Raw genomic sequence first — 26,885 nt, forward strand, 5'->3', positions numbered from 1 at the left:
ATTCTAATATGTGTCTCGTTTCTGTGTGGCTGTTCAAAGGGCAAGAAGACAGAGACGGTCGAGGAAGATGCCTTGGCAAAAAAAGAATTGCAGGGCATCTGGATAAATGAGGACGATGAGGACGTTGCCTTCAGAATAAAAGGTGACACCGTTTATTTCCCCGACACAATCAGTGTACCTGTATATTTCCGAATAGAAAGAGACTCGTTTGTCCTGTATGGGGCAAACAAGACAAAATATCCCGTAATCAAAAGGACACCTCATCTCTTCGAGTTTGTCAGTCAGAACGGCGAGCATATGAGGCTTGTCAAAAGCAGCGATTCCAGTTATCTCAAACTGTTTAATAAGACATCGATAGTCTCCGTCAACCAGAACAGGCTGATAAAAAAGGATACTGTCGTATATTATAATGATAAGAAGTATCATTGTTATGTTCAGATAAACCCCACAACATACAAGGTTCCAAAGGCGGCATACAACGACGATGGGGTGGAGGTGTACACCAACTACTATGACAACATAATCCATTTCAGCCTTTTCTGTGGTGCCGAAAGGGTTTATTCAAGCAACATAACAAAGGATGATTTCTCTGCGCAGGTGTCATCCCAATATCTCAGGCAGTCTGTCTTCAGCGATATGGTGTATTACAAGATTGACGATGAGGGCGTGCATTATTTCGCAGTGCTGGGAATACCCAATTCTTCAAGCAGCTTTATGGTTGAGATGATATTCTCGTTCGACGGTAAGCTTATAAAGCGTATAAAGGGCGATTAGAATCTGTTCATTGACATCACTGACTTGGCGTAATCGTGTCAGTTTATCACAATCTGTCTGTATCCCACAAGCCTGTCTGTCCTGTCTCCGGCTGCCCTGTAATACACCAGACACTGGTATTTGTTTTCGGTATAGCAGAAATTGCCTTCGCTTTGAAGTGGCTTGAGACTGCCGTCGTCTGTTCTTATAAGATATTGATATGAGTAATATCCCTGTTTAAGCATAATCACATTTTCGTATAATCCGCTTTCCGGGTTATAGCTCATGCGGTATTCCGGTGTGAGACTGCCGTTTGTCCATACACCGTTTATAAATATGTCGTTGTCGGTAGTTGCTGTTTTAAGAGCAAAGTGGACATATACATATTCTGACATGCAGTCGTTCTCTATGTTGTCACTGTTTCTTATGTAGAAAGCTCCGTTTGCGTCTTCATCATACACATAGCTGTTGCGCGGCTCGTCAGTCCACACATAGGCGTGATAATCCCTGCCGTCCCACTTCACTGACTCAAGTCCCATGGTTGTGTGCGAAACGTCGAGTGTCTCAAATTTCCTGTATTCGTTTCCTCCGTCAAATATCAGCTGTCTGTTGTGAGTCCATTGCAGACCGTCTGGCATGATGTATTGCGGCTCGGCATTTACAACGGCATTGTCCCATCTTCCGTTCTGCATGACCACAGTCTTTATTTCCTGTCCGGGATTGTTCACTTTAAGTCCTGCATAGTTTATCTTCATTCCTATCTGCTGATGCGCCCCGTTCGTGTCAATATCGGTATTGGTGGTCGCTTCCAGTTGTATGCCTGCACGTTGCTCTGCTACCATGAAGCATGCTGTGGCTACCTCCTCAGACGTGTTGTCGTCATATATTGTCACGCGATAGTTGCCGCTCATTTTGATGTTGCATCTTTCATTCGGTATCCTCAGTCTGTAATGTGTATAAAGGACATTGGTGTTTAGTGATTTCCTGACATCGTCGATGGTATTCCCGTCTGTGAATCCTTCACAGTAATCGCTTGTGAACAGTGCGTCAGATGTTGTCCAGTCAGCTTCGCAGTGCTCAATCCTGTAGGCATACCTGTGATATTCATGCGTCATGTCGTCAAACGAAATGGTGATGGGTTCGTCAACTCCGAGTATCATTACCGGTGGCGACAGCCAGTCGTCTCCGGCTACAACCTGCAGTGAGGCTATCCTGTCCGACTTTATTTCGTTGTTCTGTCCGTTAGCTGTCAGTGTGCAAACAGACAGCATTACGGCAGCCATAAGATTGCGTGTATTTGTTATCATCTTTATATGTTTTACAGATCTACGGAAACTCGGAAATTTATCTGCCTGCCGGTCAGATAGTTAGGCACGGCATATTGCTGGTTTGTTACGTCAGTAATCCAGTAATAAGAGTTCACGTTGTTTATTCCGAAAAGATTCAGACATTCCAGTCCGAGCCACACATTCTTGAAGAACCGCCCGTTCTGCCTGTTCTCGTTGTTAACCAGACGGTAGTTCAGTCCGATGTCCGCGCGTTTGTATGCCGGAGCCCTGAATACGTTGCTCTCAAGCTCCTGATGCGGTGCCGAGAACGGGAGACCGTCGGCATAGGCAAGTTTGAGAAACATTCTCCACCTCTCTGTTCCAGGGAAATAGTCCGTGAAGTAAAGGCTCACGGCATATCTCTGGTCTGTTGGCAGAGGTATGTTCTTCCCGTTCAGTTTCATGTTTGTGTCCATGAGTGACAGGCTTATCCACGAGTCGTATCCCGGAACGAACTCTCCGTAAAGCTTCATGTCGAGTCCGGCGGCATGTCCGCTGCACTCGTTATTTCCGTAATAGACAACCTTCACATTGTTTACACTGTAAGGCACAAGGTCGCTCAAAGCCTTATAGTAAGCCTCAGCGGTGAATTTGTATGGACGCTTGCTTATTTTGAAACGATAGTCCATGCCTGCTATGAAGTGTATGGAACGCTGGCTTTTTGTCTTTTTGTTGAGTGTGGCGTATGTCACTCCGTCAATTGCTGTTGTGTCACGTATTTCCTTATAGAAAGGTGCCTGATAGTAAAGACCGGTGGCGAATCTCATCGTTACGTTATGGTTGAAGGCAGGTATGACTCCGAGCGACATCCTCGGACTCACCGTTGTCTCACCGTTGAAGCTCCAGTGACTGAGCCTTACTCCATAGTTAAGGGTAAAAAGCGTATGCTCTCCCGGACTTGTGAATCTGTAAGTGTCCTGGGCGTAAGCCTCAATGCGGTTGGCTTTCAGTGTGTTCCGCGCACGCATTGAGTATATCATGTGGAGGCTTTCGCCGGTGTGGGGTATGCTGTATCCGCTCGAGTCCCGCATTTCATATTCAACCGAATTCTCTTTTATACGCTCGCTTTTGAATGTTAAAGCCGTCTCTATGGTATGCTTTTTGGTTTTTGTCTTCAGCAGAAGCTTCACGCTCTGCACGTTTGCCTTCATGTAGTTTCGGGCATGCTGGAAGTAGGTTCCCACTCCAAGGTTCTCGCTCGTCTCTGTCTGTGTGAGCCAGTACTGCCCTTGTATGTCATAAGTTTCCTGTTCTTTTGTGTGGAATGCCGAGGCGATGAGCGACAGAGATGTGTTTTTCCCGAAATTGCGCGTTATGTCGAGAGAACCGAAATAAGTGCGGAATACGTCCTTCTCCTGCCCGTCGAAGTATACTCTGAACGATTTCACGTCTTCCATAGTGCCGAAACTTGTCTCGCGGTCTTCAGGATAGAAGTTGTAGTGATTGTCTGATATGTTACCCAGAAAACTTATTCTCCACCTGTCGTTGGGCGTATAGTTGAGGAACGCCTGATAGTCGATGAAGTTCGGGCGGTATTCTCCTTTTGTGTCCATTGTGCCCAACAGATATTGGGTTGTCTTATATCTTATGCCGTTGCTTATCGAGAATTTTTTGTTCCCATAGCCCACATATGCGCTCGCTCCGAGCAGACTTGCCGTGGCGGATGCTTCCAGCTTTTTTGGAAATCTGTATGTAATGTCAAGTGCCGACGACATCTTGTCGCCATATTTGGCTTCGAATCCTCCGGTGGAGAAGCCTATTTTCTCAACCATGTCAGGATTGATGATAGACAATCCTTCCTGCTGTCCGCTTCTTACCAGCAGAGGACGGTATATCTCTATATTGTTGATATATACGCTGTTCTCGTCGAACGACCCTCCGCGCACGTTATATTGTGAGGACAGCTCATTGTGTGTTGACACTCCTGCCTGTCCCTGTATGAGTTCCTCTACGGCATTTCCTGTTGTTGAAGGCATGTGCCGGAGGTCTTCTTTGTTGATGTCCTGTGTCTGTCCGGTCTGTTGTTTTGTTCCCGTCACAACAACGTCCGAGAGCACGTTGTTGCTGTAGAGTACAACCTGAAGGGTCTGCTTGCCGCGCGGGTTGCGCAGCACACGTGTCTTTGTCTTGTATCCTACCATCGAGAAACGTACGACTACCGAGTCGGCGGACTGCAAGGTCATGCTGAATTCGCCTTTTAGCGATGTCATCGTTACCTTGCCCTGTTGGAGGCACGACACAGACGCAAGCTCGATAGGGTTCATCTGTTCGTCGGTCACCCTTCCTTGGAGAACAAACGATTGGGAATGAGCCGCAACGGCGCAAAGCAGCAGTATATATATAAAGAGTACTGTCTTTTTCATATTGAATATAACGTTCTTCTTCCGTCATTATTGTATATTACGGCTAATATGTTTTATTTACGGCTTTGGAGCGGGTAAGTGTCGCTTTAGCGCAATGGCTGTAAACTGTTTTCCGGCAGGTCGTTACGCCATACAACCTGCGTTTTGTGATTACCGCGTATTGTGCCGGCATGCGTGCACTGTCCTTCTTACGGCTACATTGTCTTGTATGATAATAACATGCAGGGATGCTTTCGCGTTAAGCTTTTTAACTTAAAAAGAACCCCTGTTTAACATATGTAGACAAGCCGCTTCTGTAATGCGATACGCCGGAAAAAGTCGTGTCAGGATGTCGTTAAGGTTCTTGCAGACAGCTGTCCTTGCATGTGGATTCGGCGGAAGAGGCTTTATCGCGCTCCCGTAAAGGCATTCTGACTCTACGGAACAGTGCGTTACGCAGTACGGAACAGTATCTTTCGCCCGACGGAAAAGCCCGTTTCGGAGAGCGGATGAAACATGATTATGCCGTCGTTTTGCGCAAATGACTGATATACATACGGTTGTCTGACATCTCCATTTTCGGCGTATTTTGATTCAAAACCGATGTCGTCGCAGAATAATCCGAATATGATGACATATGCGCAGGCATGTGGCTGATTATGATTGATTATATTCAATTAAGCTGACTCTTGTTGTTCCCCTGTTAATGCCGTGTCTTGTTGTCGGTCATCAGCGGCTCTTCAACCAAACTCGGTCGTCAGACTTCATTCCTATCTCATGCTGCTGCCGGATATGGTGCCTTACGTTTTAGTAAAAGACCTCGTGCATGCTGCGTAGGGAAAAAGGGGAGACAAGGCGGTCGCAGCAGAGCGAAGGAGGAATGGGCAACCGTCATTCAATGGTAAATCTGCGACAAGTGTTCCAGCCTCCGATTCGGGTTGAAGGTTTCAGAATGTTATAATATATTTACAGCATCTTTCATACCGTAATCTTTCCATCCTATTTTTTGGCTGTAAAATATATTTTTTTTACCTTTGCAGCCATATATTAAATTACAAAAAAGAAGACATGGTAAAGAAGTTCACAGAGCATAACGGGCTCAATTTGACGGCAACTAATGACGAGGTGCTGGCAGAGTGGAATAAGAAAGATATTTTCCATAAATCGATAGACGAACGTGAGGGATGTCCTCAGTTTGTTTTCTTTGAGGGTCCGCCTTCGGCAAACGGTCACCCGGGAATCCATCATGTCCTTGCAAGAAGCATAAAAGATACATTCAACAGATATAAGACGATGAAGGGCTTCCAGGTTCATCGTAAGGCAGGATGGGACACACACGGACTTCCTGTGGAACTTGGAGTGGAGAAGGAACTCGGAATCACAAAGGCGGATATAGACAACAAGGATTCCGAAAAGTACATCTCCGTGCGCGACTATAACAACAAGTGCCGCGAGAACGTGATGAAATTCACGGCGGAGTGGCGCTCGCTCACGGAGAAAATGGGATATTTCGTCGATCTCGACAATCCTTACATCACATACGACAACAAATATATCGAGACGTTGTGGTGGCTGCTTAAGCAACTCTACAACAAAGACCTGTTGTACAAAGGATACACAATACAGCCTTACAGCCCTGCCGCAGGAACCGGACTCAGCTCTCATGAGCTTAACCAGCCTGGGTGTTACAGGGACGTGAAGGACACCACTGTTACGGCACAGTTTAAGATAAAGAATCCGCGTCAGGAGATGACCGGATGGGGAGAGGCTTATTTCCTTGCATGGACAACAACCCCATGGACGCTTGCGGCAAACTCCGCTCTTTGCGTGGGACCTAAAATCAATTATGTGGCAGTGCGCACCTACAATCCTTACACGGGTGAGGCTGAGACGGTGGTGCTTGCCGAGGAAAGGCTTTCGGCTTACTTCAGCGAGGCTGGTCGTGATGCCGACCTTGAGTCATACAGTAAGGGTGACAAGGTTATTCCGTGGAAAGTCGTGGGACGTTATCTCGGTCCTGAACTCGTCGGGATGGAGTATGAGCAGCTCCTTCCGTTCATATCTCCGCTGACCGGTGGCGCTTTCCGTGTGATTTCCGGTGATTATGTTACTACCGAAGACGGTACGGGCATTGTGCATATCGCTCCGAACTTCGGTGCCGACGACGCATTCGTGGCAAAGAAAGCGGGTGTGCCGCCAATTGTCGTGGTTGACAAGAAGGGACAGGAACGTCCTGTTGTCGACCTGCAAGGCAAATATTTCCTTACGGAGGAGCTTGATGAGAAGTTCGTTGCGGAGCACGTCAATGTGGAGTTGTGGAACGAGTATGCGGGCAGGTATGTGAAGAACGCTTATGACGAGACACTGACAGATAAGGACGAGACGCTTGATGTGTCAATCTGTATGGACCTTAAAGCATCCAACAAAGCATTCAAGATAGAAAAGCATGTGCACAATTATCCGCACTGCTGGCGTACCGACAAGCCTATACTTTACTATCCGCTTGACAGCTGGTTCATCCGTTCTACAGCAAAGAAGGACAGAATGGTGGAGCTGAACCGGACAATCAACTGGCAGCCTGAGTCTACCGGTACAGGACGGTTCGGCAACTGGCTCGAGAATCTTAACGACTGGAACCTGTCCCGCAGCCGCTTTTGGGGCACTCCGCTGCCGATATGGCGCGATGAGGATGGAAACGAGATATGCATCGGTTCGGTGCACGAGCTGTATGATGAGATAGAAAAGAGCGTGGCGGCAGGGTTCATGCAGTCCAACACATTGAAGGACCTCGGATTCGTGCCGGATGATTACAGTAAGGAGAATTATGACCGCATAGACCTTCACCGTCCGTTTGTCGATGAGATTACGCTTGTCAGCAAGGCGGGCAAACCCATGAAACGTGAGTCCGACCTCATCGATGTGTGGTTTGACAGCGGTTCCATGCCTTACGCACAGATTCATTATCCGTTTGAGAACAGGGATAAGATTGACGACCGTACGGCATTCCCTGCCGACTTCATCAACGAGGGTGTGGACCAGACACGTGGCTGGTTCTTTACGCTTCATGCCATCGCCACCATGGTGTTCGACAGTGTGGCATTCAAGAATGTCATATCCACCGGACTTGTGCTCGACGCTAAAGGCAACAAGATGAGCAAGCATGTGGGCAATGTTACGGATCCTTTTGAGATGATCGGGAAGTACGGAGCCGATGCGGTGAGATTCTACATGATGACGAACTCGGAGCCGTGGGATAACCTGAAGTTCAATCCTGAGGGAGTGGACGAGGTGCGCCGTAAGTTCTTCGGAACATTATACAACACATATTCCTTCTTCGCTCTGTATGCCAATGTGGACGGATTCGATTATAGCGAAGAGGACGTGAAGATGGAGGAAAGACCGGAGATAGACCGCTGGATACTCTCCGTGCTTCATTCCCTTATAAGAGATGTGGACGCGGAAATGAACGGGTATAATCCGACAAAGGCTGGACGCCTTATTGAGTCGTTTGTGAACAACGACCTGAGCAACTGGTATGTGCGCCTTAACAGGAAACGCTTCTGGGGTAAGGAAATGAGTGCTGACAAGCTGAGCGCTTATCAGACGCTGTATACATGTCTTGAGGTGGTTGCCAAACTGCTCGCTCCGTTTGCGCCGTTCTATGCGGACCAGCTGTTCATGGACCTGATAAGCGTGACCGGAAAAGAACATGTCGAGTCGGTACACCTCTCTGACTATCCTGTTGCTGACGATAAACTCATCGACAAAGAGCTGGAAGCAAGAATGAGTATGGCTCAGAAGATTACTTCCATGATTCTCGCTTTGCGCCGCAAGGTGAACATTAAGGTGCGCCAGCCGCTGCAGGCTATCATGATTCCGGCTGTCGACGCAGAGCAGAAAAGACACATCGAGGCTGTCGAGACACTTATATTGAACGAGGTGAATGTTAAGAGTCTCAAGTTTGTGGAGGGCTCGGATGTCCTAGTAAAGAAAGTGAAGTGCAACTTCCGCACTATGGGCAAGAAGTTCGGCAGACTTATGAAGGGCATCGCCGCACAGATTGATGCGCTCACCCAAGCTCAAATCTCTGATTTTGAACGCAACGGATATGTTGACCTGAATGTGGAGGACGCCAATGTGAAAGTGGAGCTTGCGGATGTGGAGATAATAAGTGAGGACATTCCGGGATGGCTCGTTTCAAATGAAGGCAATCTCACTGTGGCGTTGGAAATAGAACTTACGGAGGAACTGAGAAGAGAAGGCATTGCCCGTGAGCTGGTCAACAGAATACAGAATATGCGTAAGGACAATGCTTATGAGATAACTGACAGAATCAATGTCGTGGTGTCACCGGACGGAAAGACGGACGCTGCCATATCTCAGTATGCTGATTACATCAAGAGCCAGATATTGGCAGACAGCATTGAGATAGCCGACAATGATGGCGTATGCGTTGACTTTGATGATTATAAATTGAATATCAAGATAGAAAAAAATCAAAACTAAGTTGGACTGAAACCTATTCTAAATTTTAAAACTATTGATTTATGGCAGAAAAGACACGTTATACGGACAGTGAACTTGAGGAGTTCCGCGAGATTATAAATGAGAAGTTGCGTCTTGCCCGTCGCGATCAGAGTGCTATGATGAGACAGCTTATGAACGCTGACGGCAACGATGTGGATGATACGTCGCCTACATATAAGGCGCTTGAAGAAGGCAGTGCGTCTCAGTCTAAGGAGGATCTGGTGCAGATGGCGAACCGTCAGCAGAAATTCATACAGGGACTTGAGGCTGCCTTGGTAAGGATAGAAAACAAGACTTACGGTATAGATCGTATAACAGGAGAATTGATACCCAAGGAGCGTTTGCGCGCTGTTCCGCATGCAACACTCAGTGTGGCATCAAAGAACGCTCGTAAGAAATGAAAAGAAAGAGTGTTTTTCTTTCTGACGGACGATTATCCGTATTGCTTATTGCCGTGATTTTGATTATCGACCAGATAATCAAGGTCACGGTAAAGACTAACATGTGTCTGGGTGAGTCAATTCGGGTCACAGACTGGTTTTTTATTGAGTTCATCGAGAACAACGGTATGGCATATGGCATCACGTTCTTCAACAAACTGGTATTGAGTCTGTTCCGTATAGCCCTGATAGGTGTCATAGCTTATTACATATGCAAGCTGGTGAGACGGGAGCATTCTACAGGATACGTCGTTTGCCTTTCGGTGATTCTCGCCGGTGCTGCGGGAAATATATTCGACTCGATGTTTTACGGTTTGATATTCGAAGCGTCGACACCGTTCGATGTGGCTGGGCTAGTGCCATTCGGTAGCGGTTATGCGTCATTCCTGCATGGAAAGGTGGTTGATATGTTCTATTTCCCCCTCATAGTGACTACATGGCCCGACTGGATGCCGTTCTGGGGAGGCAGGGAATTCATATTCTTCTCTCCTGTTTTCAATTTTGCTGACGCATGCATAAGTGTGGGTGCCGTTGTGTTGTTTATTTTCTACCGTAAAGAACTGGAAAGTATAAATGAAGTGCTGTTGCATTCTCGCAAGGCAGACTCCGGAAATCCGGACAGGGATGTCACCGAAGAATGACAGGCAAAAAAGTGTGAATATGAAAAACCGTCTGACGTTTCGTCTTGCAAAATGGCAAGTGTCTCTCATGCTGATTATGGTTTGCGTTTTGTCATGCAAACCTTCTGTCGACAGAGATTATATCCAGCCGGATGATATGGAGGATATTCTTTATGAATATCATCTTGCGGAAGAGATTGTCAGACAGAACGGCGGCGACACGCTGACAATGCGTTCGTTTAGGGCAAACATACTGAAAAAGTATGGTGTTACGCAGATGGAACTGGACAGTTCTCTGCTTTATTATAGCAGACATACGAAGTTACTGCATGATATATACAAGCATCTTGCCGAGCGATTTACGAATGAGGCTGCGGCACAAGGGGCGTCGGTAAGTGAGATTAGCAAGTTCGGCAATCTCTCATCAAGTAATGACACGACTGATATATGGAACCGTAGAAGGATGCTGGTGCTTTATCCGCAGGAGGCGTCAAATGTTTATATGTATAAAATCAAGGCTGATACGGCTTTCTATAAAGGTGATAAGATTATCCTTGATTTTGATACCCGGTTTATATATCAGGACGGAATGAGGAATGCGGTGGCGGTTTTGGCACTGAAATTCAATAATGACAGCGTCGCCTCGCGCACAATAAACATAACTTCTACATCGCGTTATCATTTGCAGGTTGAAGATACAGAAAATCTCGGTATAAAGGAAATAACCGGGTATTTCCTCGTAAATGACAACGACAGGGCAGCGTCCTCATCTACAACTCTCAGATTGTTGGTGTTGTATAATATACGTATGGTAAGGATGCATCAGCCGAAACTGCCGCCGGTACAGAAGAATGATACTGTAAGAGTGGGCAAGGTGGATTCTGTTCCGGTAGTTAGGACAGGGTCACATTCTGAAAGTCAGGTGAAATCGGTGGCTCCAAAACGTTTCGAAAGAACTGTGGTAAGACCTTTGGATGAGAAAATGCTGCCGGCAGAAATGACGAAAAGGAAATAGTAATGAATGAAAAAAGACGGTTTGCCGCTAATCGTGTCATCTTCGGAAATACTACGATTGTAAATGGTGTCGTGGAGGTTGAAGGACATAATGTTGTCGGTTTATATGAATTTAAGAAGGAACCGGCTCGCACTGAATGGGTAGGAGGAACAATCGTCGTGGTCAATACGGATGGCACGCTTGTAGCTTATAAGGATAATAAAATATTAAACAGCGAGTATTAAAATTAAATTTCAAGTAATATGTTAAGTGTAAACGAATTGGAGGAACGTCTTATAGATCTTGCTTTTGCAGAAGACATAGGTGACGGAGATCATACCACATTGTGTTGCATACCGGAAGATGCGATGGGTAAATCGCATCTTCTTATAAAGGAGAACGGTATCCTGGCTGGTGTCGAGGTGGCAAAAAAGGTGTTTGACAGGTTTGATTCTACAATGTCGGTCGAGGTGCTTATCAATGACGGTGAACCCGTAAAAGCCGGTGATATAGCTATGGTTGTGAGCGGAAAAGTGCGTTCGCTGTTGCAGACGGAGCGTCTCATGCTTAATATAATGCAGCGTATGAGCGGCATTGCGACAATGACCAATAAATATGTGAAACGTATAGAAGGCACCAAAACACATATTCTTGACACGCGCAAGACAACGCCCGGAATGCGTATCCTCGAAAAGCAGGCTGTTTTGATAGGCGGAGGCATGAATCATAGAATAGGATTGTTTGATATGATTTTGCTGAAGGATAATCACATTGATTTTGCCGGGGGCATAGAAAACGCCATTAACCGTTGTCATGAATATCTGAAGAAAAAGAACCTTGACCTCAAAATCGAGATAGAGGTACGTTCTTTCGACGAGCTGGATAAGGTTCTTTCTCACGGCGGAGTTGACAGGATTATGTTGGATAATTTTTCTGTAGAAGATACTAAAAAGGCTGTTCAGATAATAAACGGACGCTATGAAACTGAATCGAGTGGAGGTATCACTTATGACACGATACGCGATTATGCGGAGTGCGGGGTTGACTTCATTTCGGTCGGAGCACTTACTCATTCGGTCAAAGGTCTGGACATGAGCTTTAAAGCCTGCTGATGTTTATCGGTATATTACTATCAATCATAAGCTTTTTACCGCCGGTGAATTATGAGATGTCATTTGCGGGGAACTTTGGTGAGCCGCGTGCTCATCATTTTCACGGCGGTATAGACATAAAAACAGAACGTGTTGAGAATAAGCCGGTGTTCTCGGTGGGGTCCGGATACGTGTCAAGGGTTGTGATAGGCAAGTATGGCTATGGAAAGGCTGTCTATGTAAAGCATCCCGAGGGATACACCAGCATGTTCTGTCATTTGAATGCTTTCTGTCCGAAGATTGAGAATATCGTAAGAGAGAGACAGCGTGCGAGCAAGAATTACAATGTGGACATTGCTTTGGCTCCATACGAATGTCCTGTGGCAAAAGGACAGGTTATTGCGATAAGTGGAAATACCGGCTCAAGCACTGCACCGCACATACATATGGAAATGTATGAGTCTGAAAGCGGTGACATGATGGATCCGCTCATGTTTTTCGGTAAATATATAAAAGACACCACACCACCGTTGGCGCACGGAATTATGGTCTATCCTCAGGCGGGGGGTGGGGTGTTCTGCGGCTCGACAAGAAAGCAGAGCTTTTCATTGTCTGCTTTAAACATCGCCGGCAAATACACGGCATGGGGTAAAATAGGTTTCGGCATATGGGCGAATGATTATATGGATAACACATATAACAGATTGGGAGTCCGTAAAACACAACTGATTGTCGACGGCAGGCTTGTCTTTGAAAGTGATGTAGCCAGGATTCCGGGTCGTATGACACGTGTGATGGATTATTGTGGCGACTATGAACATTTTATAAAAACCGGTACATGGTATATGAAGTCATTCGTGGAACCGGGAAATCACCTGCCTATATATAATACGGACGCCAATAAAGGATATGTTGTCTTTGATGAAGAGAGGGATTATCACATAACTTACGTCCTGACGGATGCCAGTGGAAACAATACCAAGTATAATTTCACAGTGGAAGGAAAGGCTGAAAGAAATCCTTTTGCAGTGTCTCCTCCAAGGCATACAAACTTATTCCGTCGTGTTTTATGGGACAGACTGACATGTATTTCCCTTCCCAATGTACAATTGACAGTAAAACCCAACTCATTGACTCAGGACAGGATAATATCTCCAACAATATACAGACAGCCGGAGAAATTGTCAGACAGATATTCTTTCAACAGCGTTTCATTACCGCTTGTCAGATATGCCAGAATATCTATTAAATGTAATAAATATGTAAAAGACACATCCAAGTTGTATATTTCTAACAGTTATGGCGTGTCACGATATTGTGGCGGAATGTACAAGAAAGGCTGGCTGACAGGTTATATACGTGATATAGGAGACACTTATGAAATAAAGTATGATGATAAGCCACCGGTAATAGAGCCTTTGAAAACGGGCTTGGGAGCGTCATCTCATTATCTGAGGTCCAGCATTTATGACGATGGCAGTGGACTGAAGCAATGTTACGGATATATTGACAACAGACAATTGGTTTTGGATGGAGTCTCGAGAAAAGGTGTCTACACGTGTGATTTAAGAAAGTACTTGAATAAAAACGGAACATTACACAGGCTTGAAGTCATCGCTATAGATAATAAAAACAATAAGGAAACATATACGGCACATATAAAATATTAGGACTATGAGAAGATATGCAGTTTTATTAATGTTGATTATAAGTGCATCGGCAGCTTTCGGTTGCACAAGTTTTATTGTAGGTAAGAAAGCAAGTACTGATGGTTCGGTAATCTGTACGTATAATGCCGATGACTATGGTATGTTTATAGGATTATGTCATTATCCTGCCGCGAAGCACGCAAAAGGAGAGATGCGTAAGATATTTGATTGGGACACGAAGGAATATCATGGAGAGATACCTGAGGCGGAAGAGACCTATAATGTCATTGGAAACATAAATGAATATCAGGTCACCATTGCTGAAACCACGTACGGAGGACGTGCGGAGATGGTTGACACAACGGGAATCCTTGATTACGGTTCTTTGATATACGTGGCATTGCAGCGTAGCAAGACAGCAAGAGAAGCCATACATGTCATGACAACTCTTGTGAATAAATACGGATATTGCTCGGAAGGTGAGACGTTTACCATTTGCGACCCTAACGAAGCGTGGATAATGGAGATGATGGGAATGGGTCCGGGTTCCAAGAAAGCCGTATGGGTAGCGCTTCGGGTGCCGGACAACGCAATATGCGCGCATGCCAATCAAAGCCGTATCGGTAAGTTTGATATGAACGACAAGGAGAATGTCTTATATTCAAAGGATGTGATAAAATACGCAAGGAAACAAGGATGGTTCACCGGTCGGGATGAGGATTTCTCATGGAAGATGGCGTATGCCAAGCCCGATTTTCAGGGAAGACGTTTTTGCGAGGCGCGCGTATGGAGCTTTTTCAGACATTTCAATGACGGTTTCGACAGATACTTGCCGTGGGCAATGGGAGTTGATCCGGATGCTGAGGATATGCCATTATGGATTGTCCCCAACAGAAAAGTCAGCGTACAGGATATCGAAAGATGTATGAGAGACCACTACGAAGGCACTCCGCTGGCGATAGACTCGACGGACATAGGCGGAGGAATATGGCAGATGCCATACAGACCGACTCCGTTAACATATACAGTTGATGGCAATACATATTTTAATGAACGCCCTATAAGTACGCAGCAAAGTGGTTTTTCATTTGTATCACAGATGAGGTCGTGGCTGCCACGTGAGATTGGAGGAGTGCTGTGGTTCGGTAACGATGATGCGAATATGATAGCCTACACTCCAATATATTGCGGTAACAAAGTCCAGCCGGAATGTTATAACACTCCGGGAGCGGATGCTGTCACTTTCTCCGATAGGAATGCGTTCTGGGTATGCAATTGGGTCAGCAACATGATTTATCCCAGATACAGTATGATGTTCCCTTCATTAAAAGAGGTGAGAGACAGTCTGGAAGCTGATTATTTTGACAATCAGAGAACCGTTGAAGCCAAGGCGATGGAATTGTATGGTTCCGACAAGAATGCTGCGATAGAATATCTTAATAAATACAGTAATGATAAAGCGCAGGAGATGTTGGCAAGATGGAAGTCTCTTGCAATATATCTGATTGTAAAATATAATGACATGGCTCTAAAGCCTGAGGAAAACGGAGTATTCAAAAGAACAAAGACGGGCAATGGCGAAAGAGTCGTGCGTCCCGGATTCCCGGAAAGTTATGCAAGAGAATTAGTTAAGGCAACGGGAGACAAGTATAAGTTGCCGGAATGAATATCGGCAGGTAAGGAAAAATTCCACAATTTTTCTTTACCTGTTTTTAATCATATTGAATGTGCGCGGTCTTTTTCTGAGTATATCAATAATTTTTATTATATTTGCAATATTAAATGTTTTATTCTGCTTCCGTGGTTAATATTATAGTAACAGATGGGAATATTCGGACTCTTTAATAAGAAAAAGAAGGACATATTGAATGATGGTCTTGAGAAGACCAAGTTCAGTGTGTTCGATAAGTTGGCGAGAGCAATAACGGGAAAGTCAACAATTGACGATGATGTGCTTGACAATCTGGAGGAGGTTCTTATAACTTCAGACATTGGCGTTGACACGACATTAAAGATAATACATCGTATTGAGGAGCGTGTGGCACGCGACAAATATGTCTCCACTTCGGAATTGAACGAGATTCTAAGAAGCGAGATCACTAATCTGTTGACAGAAAACAACAGTGGAGACAATGACGATTGGGACTTGCCTCAGGACCACAAGCCGTATGTCATACTGGTTGTAGGAGTGAACGGAGTGGGCAAGACCACCACAATCGGTAAATTGGCTTATCAGTTCAAAAAGGCGGGGAAGAAGGTTTATATAGGTGCCGCCGACACTTTCAGGGCTGCTGCCGTGGAGCAGATTTGCATTTGGGGCGAGCGTGTCGGAGTGCCGGTCATCAAGCAGCAGATGGGTTCCGATCCAGCTTCTGTGGCGTTTGACACCCTTTCCTCGGCAAAGGCAAACGGAGCTGATGTCGTTCTGATTGATACTGCGGGACGCCTTCACAATAAGATTGGTCTGATGAATGAGCTGAAGAAAATAAAAGATGTCATGAAGAAGGTGTTGCCCGAAGCGCCTGACGAGGTGCTGCTCGTGTTGGACGGAAGCACCGGACAAAACGCGTTTGAGCAGGCAAAACAGTTTTCTTCAGTGACTCCAATCAGCTCACTTGCAATAACCAAGCTTGACGGCACTGCCAAGGGAGGTGTTGTGATAGGAATCAGTGACCAGCTGAAGGTTCCAGTCAAATACATCGGATTAGGTGAGTCGATGGACGCTCTTCAGTTATTTAACAAACGACAGTTCGTAGATTCACTTTTTAACAGGCAATGAGAAAAGGTCAGATTGATTTTATTACGATGGGCTGCTCAAAGAATCTTGTAGACAGCGAGATTCTCATGAGGCAGTTTGAAGCCAATGGTTATCATTGCACACACGATTCCGAGAAGATAGAAGGCGAGATAGTTGTAATCAATACCTGCGGGTTTATCGAGGATGCGAAGCAGGAAAGCATCGACACAATATTAGAACTCGTCAAAGCCAAGGAAGAAGGGAGAATACGGAAGCTGTTTGTCATGGGATGTCTTTCGCAGAGATATAAGAAGGAACTGGAAGAGGAAATACCTCAGGTAGATAAATATTATGGCAAGTTCAATTACAGACAGCTGCTGACAGACCTTGGTAAGAGCGAGGTCGCAACCTGTTCCGGACAGCGTCATCTCACCACTCCTTCACATTACGCATACCTTAAAATAAGTGAGGGTTGTGACCGGAGATGTGCTTATTGCGCCATTCCTTTAATCACGGGACGTCATGTAAGCAGACCGGAGGAAGATATCTTGCAGGAGGTCAGAACGCTTGTAGCCGAAGGAGTGAAGGAGTTTCAGATTATAGCTCAGGAACTCACATATTACGGTGTTGATATAGATGGGAAGCAGCACATTGCCGATCTCATACGCAAAATGTCAGACATAGAGGGCGTGGAATGGATAAGGTTGCATTACGCATACCCGAACAAGTTTCCAAAAGAGTTGCTCACAGTCATGAATGAAAGGAAAAACGTATGCAAATATCTTGACATCGCGCTTCAGCATATATCTGATAACATGCTTTCCCGAATGCATAGGAACGTGACAAAAAGCGAAACCATGGACCTCATTTCCGAGATAAGAAAGAGCGTTCCCGGCATTTATCTGCGTACGACACTTATGGTCGGATTCCCAGGTGAGACCGAAAAAGATTTTCAGGAGCTTATGGATTTCGTCAGATGGGCGAGATTCGAGAGGATGGGAGCGTTTGCATATTCAGAGGAAGAGGGGACATACAGTGCCTTGCATTATAAGGACGACGTCCCTTCTGACGTAAAGCAACAGCGTCTTGACGCTCTTATGGCTTTGCAGCAGGACATAAGTGCGGAGATGGAAGCTGAGAAGATAGGCAGCTCTGTGCGTGTGATAGTCGACAGAAAAGAACAGGACTATTACATAGGACGTTCGGAATTCAGTTCACCGGAGGTCGATCCTGAGATTCTTATCAAATCAGACGAAAATCTGAAAATAGGTTCTTTCTATAATGTCAGAATAACAGACAGCAGTGAGTTCGATTTATATGGAGAGGTAATTTAGCAACTTCTTACGCAATGAATAATAAGGAATATATATACGAATTGTCCCAGCGGTGCGGATATACACAGGAAAATACCCAGAAATATGTACGCAGCGTGATTGAGGTGATGGCTTCCAGATTTGATGAGGGAGAAAATGTGTCGGTTCCTAATTTCGGTACTTTTGAGCTGAAAAATCGTATGGAGCGTATCGTTGTGAACCCTTCTACCGGTCAGAGAATGATGGTTCCACCAAAGATAGTATTAAATTTTAAGCCTGTAGCGTCAATAAAAGAAAAACTAAGAAAATCAGAAAATGAATAAAATATCAGAACTGTCTTCTGTTCTTGTTGCGAAATACGGACTTTCTCAAAAGGAAGCCGACGCCTTTGTCGTGCAGATGTTTGACGTCATTAACTCCGGTCTGCAGAGTAGTGACAAGCAAGTCAAGGTGAAAGGACTCGGCACGTTTAAGATTCAGAGTGTCAATGCGCGTGAGAGTATTGATGTAAATACCGGTGAACGTATAGTTATAGAGGGACGTAACAAGATTTCGTTCACACCGGAAACTTCGCTTAAGAACAGAGTCAACCTTCCGTTTTCACAGTTTGAGACTGTGATAATCAACGACGGGGTTGATTTTTCTGATATTGAAAACAATGATGACAGTGACAACGCGGAGGTGAGTGACGGTGTTGACAATGATGAGAACGGCATCGCGGATGAGAGTTCCGTCCTGCCTGAAGAGAGCCGGACAAAGGATGAGGATGCGGAAGCTCCTTCTGATATAACGTCGGACACGGGAGACGATAATAATGCACTTGATGAAAGTCCGGTCGTTTCTGTCGGACAGGACGTTGAAGAACCGGAGCATCACGACGAAAGCGAAAAGACTCCGGATGAGACCGATTCTTACGAAGATGACATCCCTTCCGTTCCTGATGTTTCCCGGAATGAAGCGCAAGTAGCTGCGCACGATGTGCAGCCGCAGACAAGCGTAGAACACTGCCACGCTTCAGGCAGGAGCAATAAAATCATTATCTCATTGTTGGCTTTCATAGTACTGTTGTGCGGATTGGGCATATACGGTATGTTTTATTACCAGAATAAGCTGTCGCATTGTGAGGACCGGATATTGGAACTGGAAATTGTGATAGATAATTTTCAGGAAAAAGTAAAGAAGGAAAACGTGCCTTCAGCCGACAGCAATAAACATCTTGTGACACACGACAGCATTGACCGTAAAGCAAACGAATCTGTTAAGGACAGTGTTGCAAGGAAACAAAGCGTGCCGGACGATAGCAATGAAATCAATCCGGACAAATACAACAAAGACCCGAGGATAAGAACAGGAGCTTACAGGATAGTAGGCATTGCCAAGATCATTACCCTGAAAGAGGACAGGTCGTTGTCGTATATAAGTAAAAGATATCTCGGTCCTGGAATGGAATGCTACGTAGAGGCGGTCAATGAAGGCAAAACATTTAAAAAAGGAGAGACGGTTAATATCCCGAAATTGAAATTAAAGAAAATCAGAAAGAATTGAGGTCTGTCTTTGATAAGCTGATTGCGGTACCGCGTTTCTTCTCTGTGACTTTACAAACTTCAGTCGTCCGTTATACCGGCAGTCTTGGAATGACGTCAGACCAAAACTGATTGTTCTGATGTCCTATCGTAATCGGTCTATGACTCGGGGCTTATGTATCATTACGAACAGGTAATTATGCCCCATCCGTATACTGCCATGCCGTCATGCTCATTTATTTCCTGTCTTGCCGAAGCCTTAGCGGGACACATCTGGAAAAACATGGAGGCAAAATGGCGAGAGCTATGCGGATGGGATGTGAACATCTGACAAACAGGTGCAAAAAACAGTTTATACAGTCTGATGACCGATTACAGACAAATGGGATATGCTCTCTGTACGTCTGATTCGGCATTCCATAATCTCCTGTTCATAAATAACGGGCAGTAAAAAATCTTTACATTTTTATTTTGTAAAACAGAAACGGTGTAAGGATTTAGACACGTTTCCACGCACGTTACCTCCTTTCCGCAAACGGTCCTAACCCGTATATTCCCCTGTAGCTACCTTAATTGTTACCCCGTTTTTGCTCTTTTCATGCATTGTTTCAGACATTCCGTACTCTTGCTAAGTCCGTCCTATATTCCGGTTATGCCCGTTTTGTAATCCAGAACGGGCTTTATCGCATCGTCATATGGGCTTTCCTGCAAGTCGGAAAAGCCTTTTCCGTAAGTCAGACAAGTGCATATGACGATGCCGTTTGTGCTTCGTGTTGATATTCAACAGCTTATGCATGGTTGTCAAAACTGGCGTGTACGCATGCGGTTCGTTTGCTGAAATATTTTACGGGAATCTCAGCGACTTGACGTTGTCTTTATTTTCACCATTACTCAACTTATCGTACGAATATCGGTTTCTGTTCATGCATATTGTTCCAGCCTTAATGCAATGCCTGATGTTTGGCTTTTTCATAGAACGTTTCATAACCTGTCTGGGTTGAAAACCTCAATTATGACACCGGAAGAAATATTGTGACCGTCTGTAACGCTGTTGTAAAACAATTGTCGTAATGCTTTAATTTATTTGTTTTTCTTTAGTAATTGTTCAGGAATACCTTTGCATCCGTAAATCAATTTATTAAAAATTATATGGAAAAGGTTAAAAGATTGTTGTTTATCGCGGCTTTGTTCGGTGCCGGTTGTATAGGTGTCACGGCTGCAAACGATGTCAGTGAACTTGCTGTGGTGGGAAGTGTGACCGGACGTATAACAGATGCGGAACACCGTGTACTGCCCGGAGCCACCATCATGATTGAGGAACTGCATACCGGAGTCACAAGCGACATGAACGGTTTTTACAAATTGCCCAACCTTAAACCGGGAACATATGAAGTGAAAATATCATATGTGGGATTCCAGCCCATAGTCGCAAAGATTGTGATAGAAGGCAACAAGTCAAAGGAAAGCAACTTTGTCCTTACCGAAGGCATCGCCTTGCAGGAGGTGGTTGTCGACGGCGCGTTTTCCGGTCAGCGTCGTGCTATGCAGATGCAGAAGAACAGTATGGGTATAACAAATATTGTATCGGCTGATCAGGTGGGTAAGTTCCCCGATTCGAACATAGGCGACGCGCTTAAACGCATAAACGGAATAAACGTACAGTATGACCAGGGAGAGGCGCGTTTCGGTCAGGTGCGTGGAACGAGTGCGGACCTCACGTCTGTCACCGTCAACGGAAACAGACTTCCTTCGGCTGAGGGCGACACACGTAACGTGCAGCTCGACCTCATTCCTTCAGATATGGTTCAGACCATAGAGGTGAACAAGGTGGTGACAGCGGATATGGACGGAGATGCCATCGGAGGCGCTATAAATCTTGTGACAAAGAACACTCCGTCGCGCCGTGTGCTTAATTTCACCGTCGGAACAGGCCATACATGGATAAGCGACAAGCAGCAGTGGAACCTCGGAGCCACATGGGGCGACCGCTTCTTCAACGACAGGCTGGGTGTGATGGCGTCCGCCTCGTATCAGTATGCGCCCGGAGGCTCTGACAATACGGAGTTTGAGTATGAGATGGGAGATGATGGTGTGGAGCTCAAGGAGGCTCAGGCACGCCAGTACTATGTCACCCGCGAGCGTCAGAGCTATTCGCTTGCTCTCGACTATAAGTTCAATCCGTTGAACAAGATTTCTTTCAAGGGTATATACAACCGCCGTAACGACTGGGAGAACCGTTACCGCATAAGTTACAAGAAGCTCAACTCTTCCGCCTCAAAGCAGTCTGTCGTGCTTGAGACAAAGGCAGGAGCCTACGATACGAAGAACGCGCGTCTGGAGCGTCAGCAGACTATGGACTTCACGCTTGACGGTGAGCATTACATCGGCAATCTCAAAATAGACTGGGCGGGAAGCTACTCTCGTGCCACAGAAGAGCGTCCCAATGAGCGTTATGCCTCATTCGAGTATGAGGGAATTGACTTCGGTTCGGGCTTCAAGGATGTGTTCGGACGCCAGCCCTACTGTACTGTTCCTCTGCCAGATCTGGATGATGACGGCTGGAGCATAGACGAACTGACCAATCAGGATGAGGATATTGTGGAGAATGAATATAAGGCACGCCTCAATTTCGAGCTGCCTCTTGTAAGCGGACTCTATGGAAACAAACTGAAGTTCGGAGCAAAATATACAAGCAAGGACAAAAAACGTGACGTCAGCTTTTATGAATATGACGAGGAACTGCTCGGAAACTGGCGCACACAGACTTATCCGCAGATACGCAGCGGGTTCATGCCTGGCGAGTTCTATCCGCTCCATACTCCTTTCATCAGAAAAGAATTCCTCGGCGGAATAGCTTTTGACAAGTCTTATGGTGAGGAGGTTCTTGAGGAAGAGGCAGGCAACTACAAAGTGAAAGAGTCAATACTCGCCGGATATATACGCTTCGACCAGAAACTCGGCAAGAACTTCGACGCTACCGTAGGACTGCGTGTGGAGCGCACGTCCCTGCGCACAAACGGTTTCAACTATGAGGCTGGTGAGAACGAAGTGATTGGTGCTGACGGCCAGCCGGTTATCGACGAGGACGGTGAGGTGGAAATGGAAGAGTTTGAGAAACTCACGCCTACAGGTGAATACAAGCATGATTATACGGACTTGTTGCCAAGCCTTCTCCTGAAATATAAACTGGGAGACAGCGGAAACATCCGTGCTTCGTTCACGAAGACACTCTCACGCCCCAAATATTCGGCTCTCATAGCCAACAAGAGTTTCAATCTGGTTGACCAGGAGGCTACTATAGGCGATCCTGACACCAAGCCGACAACATCTCTCAATTATGATCTTTCTGCCGACTACTACTTCAAGAGCGTAGGTCTTGTCAGTCTCGGACTGTTCTATAAGGACGTGCACAACGTGAATGTGGAGACACTCGGATATTACACAGGTGCGGAGCTCGGTCTCGCGGGCAATAACGAGACATTCGAGGTTACACAGAACATGAATGCGTATGACGCGAGAATATTCGGCGTTGAGGCTGCATGGCAGCGCGATTTCGGATTTATCGCACCTTCGCTGAAATGTCTCGGTCTCTATGCCAACTACACATACACCCACAGCTCCACAAGGAACTATAACGAACGGCTTGGAATAAAGGATGGCGACGATGTGAAGATGGCGGGCTCTCCGGAACATACAGCCAACGCTTCCCTATACTATGAGAAATCAGGAGTGAACGTGCGTCTGTCCTACAACTTCGCATCCAGCTTCATAGACCAGATGAATACCGGTGACCGTGCGCTCGACCGCTATTATGACAGTGTGAGCTATATGGACCTCAACGCAAGCTATACATGGGGCAAGAAAACCAAGTTCACGGTTTATGCGGAGGCAAACAATCTGCTTAACCAGCCGCTCCGTTACTATCAGGGAGAGAAAGACCGCACAATGCAGGTTGAATATTATGGTGTGAAAGTGAATGCCGGCATAAAGATAAACCTTTAATACATAGTGCTTTGAGTTTCCGCCGTCCGCGTGACATGCGCCAAACGGCGGGAACTTGACGTGTGTATCGGAATATTGTATAAAACAGATAAAAATATGAAAAGTAGTATGACAGATTTCAGAAAAGGGCTGCATACAGTGTTTGCAGCCGTGATATTATCATTCTTAGGGTGTCTGGCAGTATATGCGCAGACTCCCGCCGACTGGGAAAAACTAAAAGGAGACGTCGTGTTGTATATGGCTAACGACCTTGGAAGAAACGGATATTATGACCAGAAACCCATAGCCGAGCTTATGGGTGTCATGGCAGAGACACTCGGACCTGAGTGCGTGATTGCGGCAGGCGATGTACATCATTTTGAGGGTGTGGCTTCCGTAGACGACCCTTTATGGATGACAAACTACGAGCAGATATATTCCCATCCTGAGCTCATGCTTGCGTGGTATCCTATATTGGGAAACCATGAGTATCGTGGCAATACACAGGCTGTGCTGGATTATGGAAAGGTGAGCCGCAGATGGGAGATGGGAGGACGCTATTACACCCGCACTTTCAATGAGGACGGAACGACTCTCCGCATCGTATTTGTCGACACTACGCCGCTTATTTCGAAATACCGCGAGGAAAGCGACAAATATCCGGACGCGTGCAAGCAGGACAATGACGGACAGTTGAAATGGCTTGACGCCACACTCAGTCAGGCGAAAGAAGACTGGGTGATAGTTGTCGGCCATCATCCGATATATGCCGAGACGCCAAAGGATGATGTTGAGCGGACTGATTTGCAACGTACTCTTCTTCCGATACTTAAGAAATATAATAACGTATCACTGTATGCATGCGGTCACATACATAATTTCCAACATATAAAGATGAAGGGAGACAGCATAGATTACGTTGTCAATTCAGCAGGTTCGCTTGCCCGTAGCGTGAAACCTGTTGAAGGTACGGTGTTCTGTTCGTCCGAACCGGGCTTTTCTGTAATATCCGCTACAAAGAAATCATTGAGAATGTATATGATAGACAAGACCGGAAAAGTGCTGCACACAATCACAAAGACAAAATAAGCGCACATATATTTGTAACCGATAATGTATGCGCCTCCGCAGGAAAACAGACTGCCTGCGGAGGCGTTGGCGTTTAATCTGTACATATGCGGCTGCAATGGGTATGTCCATTATAGGTTAAGGACATTTATGGGGTCAGTAGATTTTTAGTGGGGATAGGCATACAGTTTAGCAATACGGAATAAGAAAAACTTCTTGTCAACAACTCCCCTGAGATTCGCTCTGAAGAGTTTGATTTTAGCGTTGAATGATTCAGCGAGCGCATTTGATGAACGGTTGTTGTAGAAGTTGAGGATTTCATCATAATGCTCATAGAAGGTGGCTGCGATAACATCAAATGAGTGGANAAACCTTTGGACTCAAAGTGCGCGTCATTGCCTAGTTCCGGATTCATCTTCTCGTCCAGGCTGATGTGTATCTCTCCGGTGGTTTGCTCAATGCCAACTATCGAAAAGTAATCCAATATCTGTGTGGGCAGTACGATACCGGCCAACATATTCAAATAATCTTTTTCCATACTGCAAAGTAAAGGACTTTTCGATTTTCTTACAAATTTATCCCCACTAAATTTCTACTGACCCCATTTATGGGATTATAAAGATAAAAAAATAACCCGTTGTGTTGGCTATTCTCACATATAATCACTATCTTTGTAGATATATAAAAGAACGCTAAAAACATAACTTATTTAATTATGGAAAATAATACAGAACTGGTTGCTTTGTGCACGGACAAGGCAAAACAATGGTTGTCGCCTTCTTTTGACGAAGGCACCCGCAAGTCTGTTCAGGCTATGCTTGACAACAGTGACAAGACAGAGTTGATAGAGTGTTTCTACAAAGATCTGGAATTCGGTACCGGCGGACTCCGCGGTATAATGGGAGCAGGCAGTAACAGAATGAACATTTACACAGTGGGAATGGCTACACAGGGCTTTGCAAATTATCTGAAAAAGAATTTTGCCGGACGCAGTTCTGTTTCTGTAGTCGTGTGCCACGACTGCCGTAACAACAGCCGCCTGTTTGCCGAGACAGTAGCTGACATCTTCTCCGCAAACGGCATCAAGGTCTATCTTTTCGACGACATGCGTCCTACACCGGAATGTTCTTTCGCAATACGCCATCTCGGATGTCAGGCTGGTGTGAACATAACAGCTTCGCACAATCCGCGTGAGTATAACGGATATAAGGCATATTGGGAGGACGGAGCACAGGTGTTGTCTCCGCATGATGTCGGTATAATAGATGAGGTGAACAAGGTTAAGGTTGACGATGTGAAGTTTACTGGAGACAAGTCGCTCATCCAGATTATCGGTGAAGAGGTGGACAATGCTTACCTCGAGCAGGTTCAGACGGTCTCTATCGACCCGGAGGTAATCAAACGTCAGAAGGACTTGAAGATTGTTTATACTCCGTTGCACGGCACAGGTATGATGCTTATTCCTCAAAGTCTGAAAAAGTGGGGATTTGAGAATGTTCACTGTGTCAAGGAACAGATGGTTAGAAGCGGCGATTTTCCTACAGTAAAGAGCCCGAACCCTGAAAACGGAGAAGCTCTTACGCTCGCTCTGAGAGACGCAAAGGAAATGGATGCGGACATAGTAATGGCAAGCGACCCTGACGCTGACCGTGTGGGCATGGCATGCAAGAATGACAAGGGTGAGTGGATTCTCATAAACGGAAACCAGACATGTCTCATTTTCCTTTATTATATAATAACAAACCGCATTAAGACAGGCAAGATGAAGCCGACCGACTTCATTGTCAAGACTATCGTGACAACCGAGACCATAAAGCAGATTGCCGACAAGCAGCATATCGAGATGAGAGACTGCTATACTGGTTTCAAGTGGATAGCACGTGAGATAGCACTGTCTGAGGGCAAGCAGCAGTATATCGGTGGCGGAGAGGAAAGCTACGGTTTCCTTGCCGAAGACTTCGTACGCGACAAGGATGCTGTGTCTGCCTGCTCTCTGTTGGCTGAGATATGTGCGTATGCAAAGGATCAGGGAAAGACGCTCTATGACCTGTTGATGGATATTTATATTGAATACGGTTTCTCAAAAGAGACCACTATCAATGTCGTTCGTCCCGGAAAGAGCGGAGCGGATGAGATTCAGGCTATGATGAGCAACTTCAGAAAGAATCCTCCTACAGAACTTGGCGGCAGCAAGGTGGTATTGGTGAAAGACTATCTTACCCTTGAGCAGAAAGACGCTGAGGGCAATGTTGAAAAGATAGACATGCCTGCAACAAGCAACGTATTGCAGTGGTTCTGTGAGGACAATACAAAAGTGAGTGTACGCCCGTCAGGAACTGAACCTAAGATAAAGTTCTACCTTGAGATAAAAGGCAACATGAAGTGTGCCGGATGCTATGAGCGTTGCGACAAGGAAAGTGCGGAAAAGGTTGAGGCTATAAAGAAGACCTTGGGACTTGACTGACGGTCTTGTCTGTTTATGGCTATAATCTCCATCCGGGTGAATGTCGTCAAGATAC

At 45.7% G+C, this 26,885-nt stretch carries 18 protein-coding genes and 2 pseudogenes; 17 read left to right on the plus strand and 3 right to left on the minus strand.

Going from position 1 to position 26,885, the window contains the following annotated elements:
* Positions 1 to 72 precede the first annotated feature (72 nt).
* Positions 73 to 774, plus strand: coding sequence for a DUF4738 domain-containing protein (locus tag BN4609_RS03960; protein ID WP_241033183.1), 702 nt, complete (start codon positions 73 to 75; stop codon positions 772 to 774).
* A 38-nt stretch (positions 775 to 812) separates the two neighbouring features.
* Here BN4609_RS03960 and BN4609_RS03965 read toward each other — a convergent pair whose 3' ends face one another.
* Positions 813 to 2,036, minus strand: a complete 1,224-nt coding sequence (locus BN4609_RS03965) for a type IX secretion system plug protein (RefSeq protein WP_084791374.1) — start codon at positions 2,034 to 2,036, stop codon at positions 813 to 815.
* A gap of 35 nt (positions 2,037 to 2,071) precedes the next feature.
* Complete coding sequence (locus BN4609_RS03970; protein WP_021994499.1) at positions 2,072 to 4,444, minus strand: TonB-dependent receptor; 2,373 nt, start codon at positions 4,442 to 4,444, stop codon at positions 2,072 to 2,074.
* Positions 4,445 to 5,491: 1,047 nt separating this feature from the next.
* Between BN4609_RS03970 and ileS the strand changes: the two genes are divergently transcribed.
* The 15 genes and pseudogenes from ileS (at position 5,492) to BN4609_RS04040 (ending at position 24,387) form a co-directional block, all read left to right on the plus strand.
* Positions 5,492 to 8,929, plus strand: coding sequence for an isoleucine--tRNA ligase (ileS, locus tag BN4609_RS03975; RefSeq protein WP_068855374.1), 3,438 nt, complete (start codon positions 5,492 to 5,494; stop codon positions 8,927 to 8,929).
* Positions 8,930 to 8,970: 41 nt separating this feature from the next.
* A complete protein-coding gene (locus BN4609_RS03980) occupies positions 8,971 to 9,351 on the plus strand; it encodes a TraR/DksA family transcriptional regulator (RefSeq protein WP_021994501.1) in 381 nt (126 codons plus the stop codon).
* Complete coding sequence (locus BN4609_RS03985) at positions 9,348 to 10,031, plus strand: lipoprotein signal peptidase (RefSeq protein WP_068855375.1); 684 nt, start codon at positions 9,348 to 9,350, stop codon at positions 10,029 to 10,031. The genes BN4609_RS03980 and BN4609_RS03985 overlap by 4 nt, the downstream gene beginning before the upstream one ends.
* Positions 10,032 to 10,050: 19 nt before the next feature.
* On the plus strand, positions 10,051 to 11,025 hold the full coding sequence (locus tag BN4609_RS03990; RefSeq protein ID WP_164071566.1) for a DUF4296 domain-containing protein: 975 nt from the start codon (positions 10,051 to 10,053) through the stop codon (positions 11,023 to 11,025).
* A gap of 2 nt (positions 11,026 to 11,027) precedes the next feature.
* Positions 11,028 to 11,249, plus strand: coding sequence for a hypothetical protein (locus tag BN4609_RS03995; RefSeq protein ID WP_084791347.1), 222 nt, complete (start codon positions 11,028 to 11,030; stop codon positions 11,247 to 11,249).
* 18 nt (positions 11,250 to 11,267) lie between these two features.
* The gene (gene nadC, locus BN4609_RS04000; RefSeq protein WP_068855377.1) at positions 11,268 to 12,116 is read left to right on the plus strand and encodes a carboxylating nicotinate-nucleotide diphosphorylase; all 849 of its coding nucleotides are present in this window, start codon (positions 11,268 to 11,270) and stop codon (positions 12,114 to 12,116) included.
* 56 nt (positions 12,117 to 12,172) lie between these two features.
* Positions 12,173 to 12,403: pseudogene (locus BN4609_RS17225) on the plus strand (M23 family metallopeptidase); the annotation flags it as partial.
* Between the two features lie 72 nt (positions 12,404 to 12,475).
* On the plus strand, positions 12,476 to 13,765 hold the full coding sequence (locus BN4609_RS04005) for a M23 family metallopeptidase (protein WP_241033184.1): 1,290 nt from the start codon (positions 12,476 to 12,478) through the stop codon (positions 13,763 to 13,765).
* A gap of 4 nt (positions 13,766 to 13,769) precedes the next feature.
* Positions 13,770 to 15,410 carry a dipeptidase gene (locus tag BN4609_RS04010; protein ID WP_068855379.1) on the plus strand — a complete coding sequence of 547 codons (1,641 nt, stop codon included), beginning with the start codon at positions 13,770 to 13,772 and terminating at the stop codon, positions 15,408 to 15,410.
* Between the two features lie 156 nt (positions 15,411 to 15,566).
* Entirely contained in the window at positions 15,567 to 16,523 is a 957-nt protein-coding gene (ftsY, locus tag BN4609_RS04015; protein ID WP_021994508.1) for a signal recognition particle-docking protein FtsY, read from the plus strand.
* A complete protein-coding gene (gene rimO / locus BN4609_RS04020) occupies positions 16,520 to 17,815 on the plus strand; it encodes a 30S ribosomal protein S12 methylthiotransferase RimO (RefSeq protein ID WP_068855380.1) in 1,296 nt (431 codons plus the stop codon). Before ftsY ends, rimO begins: the two co-directional genes overlap by 4 nt.
* Before the next feature lie 14 nt (positions 17,816 to 17,829).
* Positions 17,830 to 18,117 carry an HU family DNA-binding protein gene (locus BN4609_RS04025; RefSeq protein ID WP_021994510.1) on the plus strand — a complete coding sequence of 96 codons (288 nt, stop codon included), beginning with the start codon at positions 17,830 to 17,832 and terminating at the stop codon, positions 18,115 to 18,117.
* Complete coding sequence (locus tag BN4609_RS04030; protein WP_068855381.1) at positions 18,110 to 19,339, plus strand: HU family DNA-binding protein; 1,230 nt, start codon at positions 18,110 to 18,112, stop codon at positions 19,337 to 19,339. Before BN4609_RS04025 ends, BN4609_RS04030 begins: the two co-directional genes overlap by 8 nt.
* Before the next feature lie 1,127 nt (positions 19,340 to 20,466).
* A complete protein-coding gene (locus tag BN4609_RS04035; protein WP_068855382.1) occupies positions 20,467 to 23,319 on the plus strand; it encodes a TonB-dependent receptor in 2,853 nt (950 codons plus the stop codon).
* Positions 23,320 to 23,415: 96 nt separating this feature from the next.
* Complete coding sequence (locus BN4609_RS04040; protein ID WP_084791349.1) at positions 23,416 to 24,387, plus strand: metallophosphoesterase; 972 nt, start codon at positions 23,416 to 23,418, stop codon at positions 24,385 to 24,387.
* Between the two features lie 146 nt (positions 24,388 to 24,533).
* Here the strand turns inward: BN4609_RS04040 and BN4609_RS15605 are convergent.
* Positions 24,534 to 24,731, minus strand: a pseudogene (locus tag BN4609_RS15605) (transposase); the annotation flags it as partial.
* A 350-nt stretch (positions 24,732 to 25,081) separates the two neighbouring features.
* On the opposite strand from BN4609_RS15605, the gene BN4609_RS04050 reads away from it, so the two are divergent.
* Positions 25,082 to 26,830, plus strand: coding sequence for a phospho-sugar mutase (locus BN4609_RS04050; protein WP_068855384.1), 1,749 nt, complete (start codon positions 25,082 to 25,084; stop codon positions 26,828 to 26,830).
* Positions 26,831 to 26,885 lie beyond the last annotated feature (55 nt).

This window comes from Leyella lascolaii (assembly GCF_900079775.1).
GTDB classification, from domain to species: Bacteria; Bacteroidota; Bacteroidia; order Bacteroidales; family Bacteroidaceae; genus Prevotella; species Prevotella lascolaii.